This is a genomic window from uncultured Azonexus sp. (assembly GCF_937982035.1).
GTDB lineage: Bacteria > Pseudomonadota > Gammaproteobacteria > Burkholderiales > Rhodocyclaceae > Azonexus.
In genome coordinates this window covers 63,384-77,728 of record NZ_CALJNI010000016.1, presented here as the reverse complement: position 1 = coordinate 77,728, position 14,345 = coordinate 63,384, and the positions used below count along the sequence as shown (strand labels likewise).

The following is a 14,345-nucleotide window of genomic DNA, read 5'->3' as shown; positions in this document are numbered from 1 at the left end:
GGCTGCTCCCTCAATCCATCCGCGTGTTCAGGCCCTGCTCGGCCAGTTCGGCGGCGCGCAGCACGGCGCGCGCCTTGTTCCGGGTTTCTTCCCATTCGGAATGCGGATCGGAGTCGGCGACGATGCCGGCGCCGGCCTGGACGTGCAGCTTGCCGTCCTTGACCACGGCGATGCGGATGGCGATGGCCAGGTCCATGTCGCCGTTGAAGCCGAGATAGCCGACCGAACCGGCGTAGATACCGCGCTTGACCGGTTCCAGTTCGTCGATGATTTCCATTGCCCGCACCTTGGGCGCGCCGGAGACGGTGCCGGCCGGGAACGTGGCTTTCAGTACGTCGACCGCATCCAGCCCTTTTTCCAGCCGGCCTTCGACGTTGGAGACGATGTGCATCACATGCGAGTAGCGTTCGATGACCATGCGCTCGGTCAGCTTGACGCTGCCGATCTTGGCCACCCGGCCACAGTCATTGCGGCCGAGGTCGAGCAACTGGGTGTGTTCGGCCAGCTCCTTGGCGTCCGACAGCAGGTCTTCGGCCAGTGCCGCATCCTCTTCCGGCGAGGCACCGCGCTTGCGGGTGCCGGCGATCGGACGCACGGTGACGCGGTCGCCTTCGAGGCGGACCAGGATTTCCGGCGAGGCGCCGACGACATGGTAGTCCTCGAAGTCGAAATAGAACATGTAGGGCGACGGGTTGAGGCTGCGCAGCGTCCGGTACAGCGCCAGCGGGCTGGCGTGGAAGGGCTTGGTCATGCGCTGCGACAGCACCACCTGCATGATGTCGCCTTCGGTGATGTAGTCCTTGGCCTTCTTCACCGCCTGTTTGAAGGCGGCTTCGCCGAACACCGATACCGCCGGCTCGGAACGGGCCGGCGCTTCGCTCGGAATGACCGCCGGCTGGCGCAGCTTGCCCAGCAATTCCTTGAGCCGGGCGCGCGCCTTCTGGTAGGCACCGGGGAAACCGGGCTCGGCATAGACGATCAGCGTCAGCTTGCCGGACAGGTTGTCGACGACGGCGATTTCCTCGGACAGCAGCAGCTGGATGTCAGGCGTGCCGATTTCGTCCGGACGCTGGGTCCTGGTCAGCTTGGTTTCGATGTAGCGGATCGTGTCATAGCCGAAGCAGCCGACCAGTCCGCCGAGGAAGCGTGGCAGGCCGGTCGCCTCGGGCGCCCGGAATCGCTTCATGTAGCCGTCGATGAAATCGAGCGGGTTGGCGTCGTGTTCGCGCTCGGCGATGCGGTTGCCGGTGAGAACCAGCACCTCGTGGCCCTGGACGACGATGCGCGTCGACGCGGCCAGGCCGATGATGGAATAGCGGCCGAAGCGTTCGCCGCCCTGCACCGATTCGAGCAGGTAAGTGAACGGCCCGTTGGCCAGCTTCAGGTAGATCGACAGCGGCGTGTCGAGATCGGCAAACGTTTCCAGCGTGACGGGAATACGGTTGTAGCCTTGCGCGGCGAGCGCATTGAATTCGGTTTCGGTCATGGAATACCTCGGGTACGACAACGATGACGGGGTGCTGCAACTGGGTGCGCCGACAGACTCGGCGCCAGACGGGCGAGAGATTATGGACGCCAGGGGCGCCAACGAAGCTCGATGATCCAGTTGCGGGAAGCGGTCATTTGTCGTGAGGTGTAGAGAAGTCCCGGCCGGAGGCGACGGGTGGAACGCAGTCTAGCGCATGCGCTTTACCGCTGTCCACCCGGTCTCGCCTCAGACTTTGGCCAGTTCGCTGCGCAGGGCACCGATGATCGAGTCGTAACGGTGCGCGTCGCTGTCCCTGCCGGCGCCATAGACAGCCGAACCGGCAACGAAGGCATCGACCCCGGAACGAGCGATTTCGGCGATGTTGCCGGTATTGACCCCACCGTCGATCTCGAGGCGGATGCGCCGGCCGCTGTCGCGTTCGTAGGCATCGAGTTTGGCCCGCGCCGCACGCGCCTTGGCCAGCGTGCCGGGGATGAACTTCTGGCCACCGAAGCCGGGGTTGACGCTCATCAGCAGGACGACGTCCAACTTGTCCATGACGTAGTCCATGTAATCCAGCGGCGTTGCCGGGTTGAAAACCAGGCCGGCCTGACAGCCGGCATCGCGGATCAGCGACAGCGTGCGGTCGATGTGCTCGGAGGCTTCCGGGTGGAAGGTGATGATGTTGGCGCCGGCTTTGGCGAAATCGGGAACGATGCGATCGACCGGCTTGACCATCAGGTGCACGTCGATCGGCGCGTCGGTACAGGGCCGGATCGCCTCGCAGACGAGTGGTCCGATGGTCAGGTTGGGAACATAATGGTTGTCCATCACGTCGAAGTGAATCCAGTCGGCGCCGGAGGCGATGACGTTGGCCACTTCCTCGCCCAGTTTGGCGAAATTGGCGGACAGAATGCTCGGCGCGATGACAAAATCCCTGGCTGACATGATGGTTTTCCGAAAACAAGAGGCGAAATTATCCCATGACCGACCCCGACAAGTACCAGATTGAAATCATCCCGACCCCGCAATTCATCCCGGAACAATCGGACCCGGAAGAAAACCGCTACGTCTTCGCCTACACGATATCGATCCGCAACGTCGGCAGCGTGCCGGCGCAACTGGTGTCGCGGCACTGGATCATCACCGACGCCAACAACCAGGTTCAGGAAGTCCGCGGCCTGGGTGTGATCGGCAAGCAGCCGCTACTGCAACCGGGCGAGCGTTTCGAGTACACCAGCGGCTCGTCGTTGACGACACCGGTCGGGACGATGCGCGGCACTTACCAGATGGTGGCCGAGGACGGCACGCATTTCAATGCCGAGATTCCGGAGTTCGTTCTGGCCATTCCGCGCGCGCTGCACTGAATGGGACTGCAGCACAGTTACTGGCTGATTGCGCCGTTCTACGACCTGGCCATCGAACGGACGACACGCTCGCCGCGCCAGCGCAGCCTGGCCGCGCTGCCGGCGACGCCGGGCAGGGTTCTGCTGGCCGGCGTCGGCACCGGCCTCGATCTGCCGCACCTGCCGGCACAGCATCGCTACGTCGGCGTCGACCTGACCGGCGCGATGCTCAGACGCAGCCTGCCGCGCGCCCGGCATCTGGATTTCACCGCTGTCCAGGGTGACATGCACCGGCTGCCGTTTCCCGATGGCAGTTTCGATGCCGTGATCGCCCACCTGATCCTGGCGGTCGTCCCGCAACCGGCGCTGTGCCTGGCGGAAATTTCACGGGTTCTGAAGCCCGGCGGCGAGGCCCTGATCCTCGACAAATTCCTGCGTCGACAGCAGAAGGCACCGCTGCGGCGCCTGCTCAATCCCTTAGCGCGGCGTATCGCTACCCGGCTCGACGTGGTTTTCGAGGACCTGCTCGACGGCGAGCCCGGCCTCGCCCTGCGCGAGGACAGCCCGGCCCTCGCCGGCGGCTGGTTCCGGCGTATCCGCCTGGTCCGGCGCTGAGTCGTCGCCGAGGGCATCGGCGATCCAGGCCTGCAGCAGCGTCCAGGTAATGGCCAGGACGACCGGACCGACGAAGATGCCGATCAGGCCGAAGCCGAGCATGCCGCCGATGACGCCGGCGAAGATCAGCAGCAGCGGCAGGTCGGCGCCTCGCCGGATGAGCATCGGGCGCAAGAAGTTGTCGAGGCTGCCGACAATCACGCTCCATACGACCAGGAAGATCGCCCAGCCCGTGTCGCCGCTCCAGAACAGCCAGCCGGCGGCCGGCAGCAGGATCAGCACCGGCCCGACCTGGGCGATGCACAGCATCAGCATCAGGGCCGACAGCAAGGCGGCGAAAGGCACGCCGGCCACCGCCAGACCCACGCCACCGAGCACTGTCTGCACCAGCGCGGTCACGCCGACGCCGAGCGCCACCCCTCGGATCGCCTGACCGGCCAGGATCACCGAGTTTTCGCCGCGCACGCCGGCCAGGCGGCGGCCAAAACGGCGCACCAGCCGGGCGGCCGGCTCGCCGCCGGAATACATGATGGCGGCGATGGTGACGATCAGCAGGAACTGCACCAGCATGCCACCAAGACCGCCGACCTGAGCGAGCGCCCACTTTCCGGTATCGGCCGCATAGGGCGTGACCTGAGCGATCAGACCATCGGTGCCGCCAGCGGCCAGTTGCGCCCATAGCGCAGCCAGCGTACCGCCGACCAGCGGCAGTTCGGCCAGCCAGTTCGGCAGCGGTGGCAGGCCGTTGGCGATCAGGTAATCGGCCGCGGCGCTCAAGGCATCGACATTGCCGGCAATGGTGTCGATCGCCAGCCACAACGGCAACACCAGCAACAACAGCATGGCCAGCGTCATCAGGGCGATGGCCAGCAGGCGCCGACCGCCGAGACGCGCTTCGAGCACCAGGAAGGCCGGCCAGGTGGCGACGACGATCATCGCCGCCCAAACGCCGGCGGCCAGAAAGGGTCTGAGCACCCACACCGACAGTCCGGCCAGCCCGACAACAAAGAAGATTGCCAGGGTGTTGCGGGTCAGGTCGCGGCGGATGTCGCGCATGGCTTACGAGCGGTAGTCAGCGTTGATCTTGACGTAGTCGTACGAGAAATCGCAGGTGTAAACCTTGGCCGCTGCGTTGCCGCGACCGAGCGCGACGCGCACGGTGATCTCGGCCTGCGCCATCACCCGGGCACCGTCGGCTTCCTGGTAGGCAGCGGCGCGGCCACCATTCTCGGCGACCAGCACATCGTCGAGCCAGACCTTGACGCCATCGACGTCGAGATCGGCAATACCGGCATACCCGACGGCGGCGAGGATGCGCCCGAGGTTGGGGTCGGAGGCGAAGAAGGCGGTCTTGACCAGCGGCGAGTGGCCGATGGCGTAGCCGACCTGGCGACATTCCTCGATTGTTTTGCCCCCCTCGACGGCGACCGTGATGAACTTGGTCGCGCCTTCGCCGTCGCGGACGATGGCCTGCGCCAGTTCGACCGACACAGCAATGATCGCGGCCTTGACCTCGGCCCAGCCGGCATCGCTTGCCGCTGCGAAGCTGGCGCCCGACTGGCCGGAGGCGATCATCACGTAGGAGTCGTTGGTCGAGGTGTCGCCATCGACGGTGATGCAGTTGAACGAGGCGTCGGCCGCTTCCTTGACCAGCTGGTCAAGCAGCGGCTGGGCAATGCCGGCATCGGTGGCGAGGAAGCCGAGCATGGTCGCCATGTTCGGCTTGATCATGCCGGCCCCCTTGGAAATGCCGGAAATCGTGACTTTCTTGCCGTTGACCGCAACCACGCGCGAAGCCGCCTTGGCCACCGTGTCGGTGGTCATGATGCCGTGCGCGGCGGCATGCCAGTTGTCGCCCTTGAGGTCAGCGAAAGCGGCCGGCAGGCCGGCCTTGATGCGGTCGACCGGTAGCGGCTCAAGGATCACGCCGGTGGAAAACGGCAGCACCTGTTCCGCCGCGACGCCGAGCAGTTCGCCGACCGCTTCGCAGGTCTGACGGGCGGTCTGGCGGCCGGGTTCGCCGGTGCCGGCGTTGGCGATGCCGGTATTGATCACCAGGGCGCGGATTTCCTTGCCCCCGGCGAGGTGCTGACGACACAACTGGACCGGTGCGGCGCAGAAGCGGTTCTGGGTGAACACGCCGGCTACCGTACAACCGGCATCAAGGGCGACCAGCGTCAGGTCGCGGCGGTTCTTCTTGCGGATTTCGGCTTCAGCGACGCCGAGACGGACACCGGCCACGGCGAACAGTTGATCGGCGGTCGGGGTAGCGTAATTGACGGGCATGGTAAGAGCTCCAACAGCATCAAGGCACCGCGTAGGGTGCCTTGAATCGGGGGGTTATCGAATGATCAGGAAAGCTTGCCGTGACATTGTTTGTATTTCTTGCCGGAACCGCAGGGACAGGGATCGTTGCGCCCAACCTTGGGGCCGTTGTGCACCGGTTGCGCCGGCTTTTCGTCCTCATCGGCCAGCGCCTCGTCGTAGCCTGCGTGTTGGTACTTGACGTTGCTGACGTCGGCGTGCGGCGCGGTTTCCTCGACATCTTCGGGCGAACGGATCTGCACGGTGAAGACGATGCGGGTAACTTCGCGGCGCACGGCGTCGAGCATGGCTTCGAACAGTTCGAAGGCCTCGCGCTTGTATTCCTGCTTCGGGTTCTTCTGCGCGTAGCCGCGCAGGTGAATGCCCTGACGCAGGTGGTCGAGCGCGGCCAGATGTTCGCGCCAGTGCATGTCCAGACTCTGCAGCATGACGTTGCGCTCGAACTGGTGGAAGGTCTCGGTCCCGACCAGTTCGACCTTGGCCGCATAGGCTTCGTCGGCACCCCGGGTGATGCGTTCGAGGATTTCCTCGTCGGACAGGGTCGGCTCGTCCTTGAACCATTGCGCAACCGGCGCACCGATCTGCATGTCGGCGGCCAGCGCACGCTCCAGGCCTTCCATGTCCCATTGCTCTTCGACCGACTCCTCGGGCACGTAGAGCCGGAAGATTTCACGCAGCACGCTGTGGCGCATGGCGCCGACGGTCTCGGAAATGTCGTCGGTTTCCAGCAGTTCGTTACGCTGCTGGTAGATGACCTTGCGCTGATCGTTAGCGACGTCGTCGTATTCGAGCAGTTGCTTGCGGATGTCGAAGTTGCGGGCTTCGACCTTGCGCTGCGCCGATTCCAGCGAACGGGTGACGAGCGGATGCTCGATCGCCTCGCCTTCCGGCATCTTCAGCTTGTCCATGATGCTGCGCAGACGCTCGCCGGCAAAAATGCGCAGCAGCGGATCGTCCAGGCACAGGTAGAAGCGCGACGAACCGGCATCGCCCTGACGACCGGCGCGACCGCGCAACTGGTTGTCGATGCGGCGCGATTCATGGCGTTCGGAACCGATGATGTGCAGACCGCCGGCAGCCAGCACCGCCTCGTGCACCTGCTGCCACTCGGCCTTCATTTCGGCGACCTTGGCGTCGCGTGCCTCGGGCGTCAGCGACTCATCGTTGCGCACGGCGTCGAGCTGCTTTTCGATATTGCCGCCGAGAACGATGTCGGTACCGCGACCGGCCATGTTGGTGGCGATGGTGATCATGCCCGGGCGACCGGCCTGGGCGACGATCTCGGCTTCGCGGGCGTGCTGCTTGGCGTTGAGCACCTGGTGCGACAGCTTTTCCTTGTCGAGCAGGGCCGACAGAAGCTCCGACGACTCGATCGAGGTCGTGCCGACCAGCACCGGCTGGCCGCGCTTGGCGCAGTCGCGGATGTCGGCGACGATGGCGGCGTTCTTCTCGTCCATGGTCTTGTAGACCAGGTCGTTCATGTCCTTGCGCGCCATCGGCCGGTTGGTCGGAATGACCACCGTTTCCAGCGCGTAGATCTGCTGGAATTCGTAGGCTTCGGTATCAGCCGTGCCGGTCATGCCGGCGAGCTTGCCGTACATGCGGAAGTAGTTCTGGAAAGTGATCGAGGCCAGCGTCTGGTTCTCGGCCTGAATCTGTACGCCTTCCTTGGCTTCGACCGCCTGGTGCAGGCCGTCCGACCAGCGGCGACCGGCCATCAGGCGACCGGTGAATTCGTCGACGATGATGACTTCGCCGTTCTGGACAACGTAGTGCTGATCCTTGTTGAACAGCGTCAGCGCACGCAGTGCCGCGTTCAGGTGGTGCATCAGCGTGATGTTGGCGGCGTCGTAGAGGCTGCTGCCTTCGGCCAGCATGCCGGCCTGGGCGAGCAGGACCTCGGCGCGTTCGTAACCGGATTCGTTGAGGTGCACCTGGTGCGCCTTCTCGTCCACCCAGTAGTCGCCCTCGCCCTTTTCTTCCATCGCCCGCGTCAGTTGCGGGACGATGTCCTTCATGCGCAGGTAGAGGTCGGTGTGGTCGTCGGCCTGGCCGGAAATGATCAGCGGCGTCCGCGCCTCGTCGATCAGGATCGAGTCCACTTCGTCGACGATGGCATAGCTGAGGCTGCGCTGGACGCGTTGTCCGGCGGCATAGACCATGTTGTCGCGCAGGTAGTCGAAGCCGAATTCGTTGTTGGTGCCGTAAGTGATGTCGGCAGCGTAAGCCGCCTGCTTCGCCTCGTGGTCCATCTGCGACAGGTTGATGCCGACCGAGAGCCCGAGGAAACGGTGCAGCCGGCCCATCCATTCCGCATCGCGACTGGCCAGGTAATCGTTGACCGTGATGACATGCACGCCCTTGCCGGAAATCGCGTTCAGGTAGGACGGCAGCGTGGCGACCAGGGTCTTGCCTTCGCCGGTGCGCATTTCGGCGATCTTGCCGTAGTGCAGGACCATGCCGCCGATCAGCTGAACATCGAAATGGCGCATGCCGAGCACCCGCTTGCTCGCTTCGCGAACCACGGCAAAGGCTTCGGGCAGCAGGTCGTCGAGGGACTCGCCATCGGCATGGCGCTTCCTGAATTCGTCGGTCTTGGCCTTGAGCTGGGTGTCGTCCAGTGCCGCCATCTGCGGCTCAAGCGCATTGATGCGCTTGACGGTCAGGGAATACTGCTTGATCAGCCGATCGTTGCGGCTGCCGAAAATCTTTTTGAGTAGGCCGGATATCATCGCGATGGAATAGGTTTATTGCGCAGACGTGAGCAATGGAGCCGGGATTCTAGCATGCCCGGCCGAGGTGTCGGGGCGCTTGCCGGCCATGGCCGGCAACCCGGATCAGCGTCGTTGCAACCGGGCGAAGTCCTCGCCCCGCTTTAGGAAAGTGGCCGGATTCTGCGGCACGCCGAGCATACGCACTTCAAAATGCAGATGCGGCCCGGTCGACCGACCGGTAGTCCCGACCGCACCGATCTTGTCTCCGCGTCGCACGATCTGCGACTCGACGACATCCATGGCCGACAGGTGGGCGTAGCGTGAAACCAGGCCATCGCCATGATCGACGTCGATCATGTTGCCGAACTCCTGATGATACGAAGCCGTCAGCACCACACCATCGGCGGCGGCAACCACCGGGGTTCCGGTCGGCGCGGCAAAATCCAGGCCGTCGTGACGCGAGCGCAGTCCGGCAAACGGGTCGTTGCGATAGCCGAAGCCCGAACCGAAAACCGCATTCTTGACCGGCAGCGTGGTCGGCATCAGGCGCTCTTCGACCCGTTTCTCCAGCAACTTGAACTCCATGAAGGCGAGATCGTCGGCCTGGCGGTCAACGGCCGTGGCCAGGCGCTCGATTTCCTGCTGCAGTTCGGTCGCCGACAAGGGCGCCGGCAGGAAAGGACCGCCCTGCCCCGGCTTTTCGGCGACATCGGCGGCCTTGGGCTTGATGCCGGCCAGATCGGAAACCCGGTCACCCAGGGTGTCGAGCTGCAACAGACGCCCCTGCAATTCGCCCAGACGGGTCGCCATCAGATTGAGGTTGTTGGTGATGTAATCGCGGGTCTGGCGGGTCTCCTGCTGCTGCACGGAAAGCAGGATATTCTCGACGATCGGCAGACGGAAATGCAGGGAAATGAACGAGAAGAATGCCGACGACAGGAACACCAGGACGAAGAAAACTGCGAGCGCGCCCAGCACATGCCGGGGCATAATGGTGATCGTACGCGCCGACTTGAGATGGCGTGAAACAACGATAATCTGCACGGATCCTCCTATGTACAAAGCGCCAGCGCATTACCTCGACGCCGATGCCGCAGTCGGCCGGGTCATGGCCCATGCCAGGCTGCTGATGAAGCTCTCCAGCCGATTCGACGAACTTGCCCCCGGTGCCCTGCGCCATGCTGCGCATGTCGCCAACTACAAATCGGGGAAACTGGTTATCCACGCCGAGAATGGCGCGGTCGCCGCGAAATTGCGCCAGATGAGCCGGCGACTTTGTGGCGAATTATCTTTAGAAGGCGCCGAGTGTAACGACATCGAAGTAAAAGTTCAACCTCGACAATCCTCATATCGATCAACAACTTCCACGATCAAGCCGCTTTCCGGGCGGGCCGCGGACAGTTTACGGGCCGTTGCCGAGACCATGCCGCCGGGCAAACTGCGCCAGGCGCTCGACACATTGTTGCAACGTTCGATCAGATCGGAATGATCGCCAGGCGCTCGACAAACATCAGCGCGAACACCAGCAGGGCAAAGACCAGCCCGTAACGGAACAGGCGCCAGCTGAACGAGAGATAGGCCCGATTCCCGGTAAAGACGTAAAGCAGGATGCCGGCACCGACGGCGATGACCAGGATGACCGCGAGCAGGCGCAGCATCCACATGGCCGGATCAGGCGGCCTGGGCCAGCCAGCGAGTGACGCCCTGCGGCGCCTTGGCGGACTCGGCGAAGCTGACCAGTTCCCAGGCGTCCTGTTGTTGCAGCAAGGCGCGCGCCAGTTGATTGTTCAGCGCATGGCCGCCTTTGTGCGACGAATACGCGGCAAGCAGCGGATGACCGAGCAGGTAGAGGTCGCCGACGGCGTCGAGGATCTTGTGCTTGACGAACTCGTCGCCGTAACGCAGCCCGTCCTGGTTGAGGACACGGAATTCGTCGAGGACGATCGCGTTCTCGAGCCCGCCGCCCAGCGCCAGTCCGTTCTCGCGCAGGTATTCGACTTCCTGCATGAACCCGAAGGTACGCGCCCGCGACACTTCGCGGACGTAGGACTGTTCGGCGAAATCGACCACGGCCTGTTGCGCCGACTTGTCGATGGCCGGGTGATTGAAGACGATGGAAAAACTCAGGCGATAGCCGTCGTAAGGCTCGAAACGCGCCCACTTGTCGCCGTCCTTGACCTCGATCGGGCGGGTGACGCGGATGAATTTCTTGGCCGCATTCTGCTCTTCGATGCCGGCCGACTGGATCAGGAACACGAAGGGCGCCGCCGAGCCGTCGAGAATGGGCACTTCCGGCGCATCGATGTCGATCCAGGCATTGTCGATGCCAAGGCCGCACAGCGCCGACATCAGGTGTTCGATGGTACCGACCTTGACCCCGTCGCGCTCCAGGCAGGAACACATGCGGGTGTCGCCGATCAGGACGGCCTGCGCGGGAATATCGACCGGCACAGGCAGATCAACGCGACGAAAGACGATTCCGGTATCCGGCGCAGCCGGCCGCAAGGTCAGGTTGACCTTGACACCGCCATGCAGGCCGACGCCCGAGGCATGGATCACAGTCTTCAGCGTGCGTTGCTTGAGCATTATTGTTTTAAGTCTTTGAATGATTGGGGAAGGCGGCGCATTTTAACACAATGCGCCGCCGCCCTTTTTCAGAGAGAGTTTTTGTTACCGATCAATCGGCCTGCTTTCTCAGGAAGGCCGGGATGTCGTAACGATCAACACCGCTGTTGGCCAGCGCCTCGACGGTGACGTTGCGCTTGCGCACCACGGCCGGAACGTCGGCGATCTGGTTGTAGTCGATGGCCGGGCCGCTGTTGAAGGCGACCGCGTCATGGGTACCGGTGGCCACCGCTTCGACCATCGGCGTGTTGATCACTTCGAAGGTCTGACGCTTGGCGGCCGCCTGGCCGAGGCCGGTGGCAACGACGGTGACGCGCAGCGCATCGCCCATCAGTTCGTCGTACACGGCACCGAAGATGATGTGCGCGTCTTCGGCAGCGAAGGCCTTGACCGTATTCATCACCTCGTTGACTTCCTTCATCTTCAGGTTGCCCTTGGCGGCGGTAATGTTCACCAGCACACCGCGGGCACCGGACAGATTCACGCCTTCGAGCAGCGGCGAGGCAACGGCCTGTTCGGCGGCGATGCGCGCGCGATCAACGCCGGATGCCGCTGCCGAGCCCATCATGGCGCGGCCCATTTCACCCATGACCGTACGCACGTCTTCGAAGTCGACGTTGACCAGGCCCGGGTAGGTAATGATTTCGGCAATGCCGCCGACCGCGTTCTTGAGCACGTCGTCGGCCGCCTTGAAGCAATCGTCGACATCGGCGTCGTCGCCCATGACTTCCATCAGCTTGTCGTTGAGGATGACGATCAGCGAATCGACGTGCTTGGAGAATTCGGCGATGCCGGCTTCGGCCGACTTCATCCGCTTGCCGCCTTCGAAGCTGAACGGCTTGGTGACCACGCCGACGGTCAGGATGCCCATCTCGCGGGCGATCTCGGCGACCACCGGCGCAGCGCCGGTGCCCGTACCGCCGCCCATGCCGGCGGTGATGAAGGCCATGTGGGCGCCTTCCAGCGACGCGCGGATTTCGTCGCGGTGCGCGTCGGCAGCCATCTTGCCGGCTTCCGGCTTGGCCCCGGCGCCGAGGCCGGTCTTGCCCAGCGACAGTTTCGACGACGCGGCATTGCGGGCCAGCGCCTGGGCATCGGTATTGGCGGCGATGAATTCAACGCCGTTCACCCCTTCGCGGATCATGTGCTCGATGGCATTGCCGCCGGCACCACCCACCCCGAACACCTTGATGATGGTGCCGAGCTCTTCTTCCTTCTCGATGATTTCAAACATGACGACCTCCTCTGAAAAAACTGTTCAATGACAAATCAAAAATTCTTGGAAAACCATTGCTTCATGCTGGAGAAGACATCCTTGATCCCCTGCTTCTCCTGAATCTTCTGCCCCCGCTTGCGCTGCGCCTGCGCTTCGAGCAGCAGGCCGTAGGCCGTCGAGAAGCGCGGGTTCTGGACGACGTCGGACAGGCTGCCGTCGTACTTGGGATTGCCCAGGCGCACCGGCATGTGGAAGATTTCCTCGCCCAGTTCGACCATGCCCGGCATGGCGCTGGCGCCGCCGGTGAGGACGATGCCGGACGACAGGACTTCCTCGAAGCCGGCGCGGCGCAGTTCGTGCTGGATCAGCTCGAACAATTCCTCGACCCGCGGCTGGATCACGTCGGCCAGTGCCCGGCGGCTCAACTTGCGGCTGGGCCGGTCGTCGACGCCGGCGACATCGAGGTTCTCCGAAATCTCGGCCAGTTGCGCCAGGGCGCAGCCGTACTTGCACTTGATGTCCTCGGCTTCACGCGTCGGCGTACGCAGCGCCATGGCGATGTCGTTGGTGATCTGGTCGCCGGCAATCGGAATCACCGAGGTGTGGCGGATCGCACCCTGCGTCCACACGGCGATGTCGGTGGTGCCGCCGCCGATGTCGATCAGGCAGACACCGAGGTCCTTCTCGTCCTCGGACAGCGTCGCGTAGCTCGAAGCCAGCGGCTGCAGCACCAGATCATTGACCTCCAGACCGCAGCGGCGCACGCACTTGACGATGTTCTGCGCCGCCGACACGGCGCCGGTGACGATATGCGTCTTCACTTCCAAGCGCATGCCGCTCATGCCGATCGGCTCGCGGATACCGTCCTGGCCGTCGATGACGAATTCCTGGGTGAGGATGTGCAGGATTTCCTGCTCGGCCGGGATCGGCATCGCCCGCGCCGTCTCGATCACGCGCTCGACATCGGCCTGGGTGACTTCCTTGTCCTTGATCGCCACCATGCCGTTCGAGTTGAAGCTCTTGATGTGGCTGCCGGCAATCCCCGTGTACACGTGGCTGACCTTGCAGTCGGCCATCAACTCGACTTCCTGGATGACGCGGCTGATCGTGTGCACCGTTTCCTCGATGTTGACCACGACCCCCTTCTTCAGCCCGCGCGAATCCTGCGAGCCCATGCCGATCACGCTCAGCCGTCCTTCGTGGTCGAGATCGGCGACCAGCGCGACGATCTTCGACGTTCCGATATCCAGGCCAACCACCAGATCCTTGTTGTCCCTGCTCATAGTCTTACTTTCCCTTCCCCTCGCCCGCGACCTTCATCGCGAAACCGTTCGGATACCTCAAATCCACGACCGTCGGCAGCACCGGCAAACCGGCCACCATCGACGGATACACCGCCACGAAACGCTCCAGGCGCGGCCCGACCGGCGACTTCGGGTGTTCCCGCCCGATTTCCACCCGCATGCCGTTTTCCAGCTTCAACTGCCAGGCCAGGCGCGGCGACAGCGACAACTGGACAGCCCGCTCGCCCACCCCGGCCAGTACCTGATTGAATGCCGCGAAGCGTTCCAGCACTTCCCGCCCCGTCCCCGGCGGACCGGACAGCAAGGGCAAGGCGCGCATCTCGTTTTCCGGCAGCAGGGCGGCAAACACCTCGCCATGGCTGTTCACCATTTCCGCGTAACCCTCGCCCCAGCGTGCCACCGCCTTGTGCTCCTCGACCGCCACTTCGACCGTCGCCGGCCACACCCGGCGTACCTGCGCCCGGCGCACCCAGGGCAGCTGCTCCAGCGCCAGACGTACGGCTTCCAGATCGAGGCTGAAGAAATTGCCACGCAACGCCGACGGCAAAACCTGCTCGATCTCGCCGCGGCGTACATGTTCCAGCGGTGCCACGAACACCACCTGCTTGACCGGCAGCGACGGCACGCGCACCAGCCAGACCGCTCCGGCGGCCAGCAAGGCGGCAGCGGCGACCAGCATCAGCAGGTCGGCCAGCGCGGTCAGCAGTTGGGGTTTGTGCCACATTCATCGTC

At 63.9% G+C, this 14,345-nt stretch carries 13 protein-coding genes and 1 pseudogene; 3 read left to right on the top strand and 11 right to left on the bottom strand.

The features are described from left to right. Window positions 1-10 precede the first annotated feature (10 nt). Together trpE and rpe are read right to left on the bottom strand one after the other, a co-directional pair. Complete coding sequence (gene trpE, locus Q0799_RS11525) at window positions 11-1,486, bottom strand: anthranilate synthase component I (RefSeq protein WP_298398461.1); 1,476 nt, start codon at window positions 1,484-1,486, stop codon at window positions 11-13. 228 nt (window positions 1,487-1,714) lie between these two features. Further along, window positions 1,715-2,416: a ribulose-phosphate 3-epimerase gene (gene rpe / locus Q0799_RS11520; RefSeq protein WP_298398459.1), complete on the bottom strand. Its 702-nt coding sequence runs from the start codon at window positions 2,414-2,416 to the stop codon at window positions 1,715-1,717. Window positions 2,417-2,451: 35 nt separating this feature from the next. On the opposite strand from rpe, the gene apaG reads away from it, so the two are divergent. Continuing rightward, a complete protein-coding gene (apaG, locus tag Q0799_RS11515) occupies window positions 2,452-2,835 on the top strand; it encodes a Co2+/Mg2+ efflux protein ApaG (protein ID WP_298398456.1) in 384 nt (127 codons plus the stop codon). Continuing rightward, on the top strand, window positions 2,836-3,429 hold the full coding sequence (locus Q0799_RS11510; protein ID WP_298398454.1) for a class I SAM-dependent methyltransferase: 594 nt from the start codon (window positions 2,836-2,838) through the stop codon (window positions 3,427-3,429). An 18-nt stretch (window positions 3,430-3,447) separates the two neighbouring features. Here the strand turns inward: Q0799_RS11510 and ydiK are convergent. The 4 genes and pseudogenes from ydiK to Q0799_RS11490 all read right to left on the bottom strand — a co-directional run. Beyond that, window positions 3,448-4,485, bottom strand: a pseudogene (ydiK, locus tag Q0799_RS11505) (AI-2E family transporter YdiK); the annotation flags it as partial. A 3-nt stretch (window positions 4,486-4,488) separates the two neighbouring features. Beyond that, a complete protein-coding gene (argJ, locus tag Q0799_RS11500; protein WP_298398452.1) occupies window positions 4,489-5,715 on the bottom strand; it encodes a bifunctional glutamate N-acetyltransferase/amino-acid acetyltransferase ArgJ in 1,227 nt (408 codons plus the stop codon). Between the two features lie 65 nt (window positions 5,716-5,780). Continuing rightward, the gene (secA, locus tag Q0799_RS11495; RefSeq protein WP_298398450.1) at window positions 5,781-8,486 is read right to left on the bottom strand and encodes a preprotein translocase subunit SecA; all 2,706 of its coding nucleotides are present in this window, start codon (window positions 8,484-8,486) and stop codon (window positions 5,781-5,783) included. A 105-nt stretch (window positions 8,487-8,591) separates the two neighbouring features. Continuing rightward, a complete protein-coding gene (locus Q0799_RS11490) occupies window positions 8,592-9,512 on the bottom strand; it encodes a M23 family metallopeptidase (protein ID WP_298398448.1) in 921 nt (306 codons plus the stop codon). A 10-nt stretch (window positions 9,513-9,522) separates the two neighbouring features. On the opposite strand from Q0799_RS11490, the gene Q0799_RS11485 reads away from it, so the two are divergent. Then, the gene (locus Q0799_RS11485) at window positions 9,523-9,957 is read left to right on the top strand and encodes a DciA family protein (protein WP_298398446.1); all 435 of its coding nucleotides are present in this window, start codon (window positions 9,523-9,525) and stop codon (window positions 9,955-9,957) included. Here the strand turns inward: Q0799_RS11485 and Q0799_RS11480 are convergent. The 5 genes from Q0799_RS11480 to Q0799_RS11460 all read right to left on the bottom strand — a co-directional run bounded on the left by Q0799_RS11480 (window position 9,944) and on the right by Q0799_RS11460 (window position 14,337). After that, window positions 9,944-10,132 carry a hypothetical protein gene (locus tag Q0799_RS11480; RefSeq protein ID WP_298398444.1) on the bottom strand — a complete coding sequence of 63 codons (189 nt, stop codon included), beginning with the start codon at window positions 10,130-10,132 and terminating at the stop codon, window positions 9,944-9,946. The two genes, Q0799_RS11485 and Q0799_RS11480, sit on opposite strands and share 14 nt — an antisense overlap. Before the next feature lie 7 nt (window positions 10,133-10,139). Beyond that, window positions 10,140-11,054 carry a UDP-3-O-acyl-N-acetylglucosamine deacetylase gene (gene lpxC, locus Q0799_RS11475; RefSeq protein ID WP_298398442.1) on the bottom strand — a complete coding sequence of 305 codons (915 nt, stop codon included), beginning with the start codon at window positions 11,052-11,054 and terminating at the stop codon, window positions 10,140-10,142. A gap of 91 nt (window positions 11,055-11,145) precedes the next feature. Further along, window positions 11,146-12,327, bottom strand: coding sequence for a cell division protein FtsZ (gene ftsZ, locus Q0799_RS11470; protein ID WP_298398441.1), 1,182 nt, complete (start codon window positions 12,325-12,327; stop codon window positions 11,146-11,148). A gap of 35 nt (window positions 12,328-12,362) precedes the next feature. Beyond that, window positions 12,363-13,592 carry a cell division protein FtsA gene (ftsA, locus tag Q0799_RS11465; protein WP_028994343.1) on the bottom strand — a complete coding sequence of 410 codons (1,230 nt, stop codon included), beginning with the start codon at window positions 13,590-13,592 and terminating at the stop codon, window positions 12,363-12,365. Window positions 13,593-13,596: 4 nt separating this feature from the next. After that, on the bottom strand, window positions 13,597-14,337 hold the full coding sequence (locus tag Q0799_RS11460) for a cell division protein FtsQ/DivIB (RefSeq protein WP_298398438.1): 741 nt from the start codon (window positions 14,335-14,337) through the stop codon (window positions 13,597-13,599). Between the last annotated feature and the right edge of the window lie 8 nt (window positions 14,338-14,345).

What these genes read in the sequence shown, in the direction of transcription:
- trpE (WP_298398461.1), bottom strand. Translation starts at nt 1,486, where the DNA reads ATGACCGAAACCGAATTCAATGCGCTCGCCGCGCAAGGCTACAACCGT.
- rpe (WP_298398459.1), bottom strand. Translation starts at nt 2,416, where the DNA reads ATGTCAGCCAGGGATTTTGTCATCGCGCCGAGCATTCTGTCCGCCAAT.
- apaG (WP_298398456.1), top strand. Translation starts at nt 2,452, where the DNA reads ATGACCGACCCCGACAAGTACCAGATTGAAATCATCCCGACCCCGCAA.
- Q0799_RS11510 (WP_298398454.1), top strand. Translation starts at nt 2,836, where the DNA reads ATGGGACTGCAGCACAGTTACTGGCTGATTGCGCCGTTCTACGACCTG.
- argJ (WP_298398452.1), bottom strand. Translation starts at nt 5,715, where the DNA reads ATGCCCGTCAATTACGCTACCCCGACCGCCGATCAACTGTTCGCCGTG.
- secA (WP_298398450.1), bottom strand. Translation starts at nt 8,486, where the DNA reads ATGATATCCGGCCTACTCAAAAAGATTTTCGGCAGCCGCAACGATCGG.
- Q0799_RS11485 (WP_298398446.1), top strand. Translation starts at nt 9,523, where the DNA reads ATGTACAAAGCGCCAGCGCATTACCTCGACGCCGATGCCGCAGTCGGC.
- Q0799_RS11480 (WP_298398444.1), bottom strand. Translation starts at nt 10,132, where the DNA reads ATGTGGATGCTGCGCCTGCTCGCGGTCATCCTGGTCATCGCCGTCGGT.
- lpxC (WP_298398442.1), bottom strand. Translation starts at nt 11,054, where the DNA reads ATGCTCAAGCAACGCACGCTGAAGACTGTGATCCATGCCTCGGGCGTC.
- ftsZ (WP_298398441.1), bottom strand. Translation starts at nt 12,327, where the DNA reads ATGTTTGAAATCATCGAGAAGGAAGAAGAGCTCGGCACCATCATCAAG.
- ftsA (WP_028994343.1), bottom strand. Translation starts at nt 13,592, where the DNA reads ATGAGCAGGGACAACAAGGATCTGGTGGTTGGCCTGGATATCGGAACG.
- Q0799_RS11460 (WP_298398438.1), bottom strand. Translation starts at nt 14,337, where the DNA reads ATGTGGCACAAACCCCAACTGCTGACCGCGCTGGCCGACCTGCTGATG.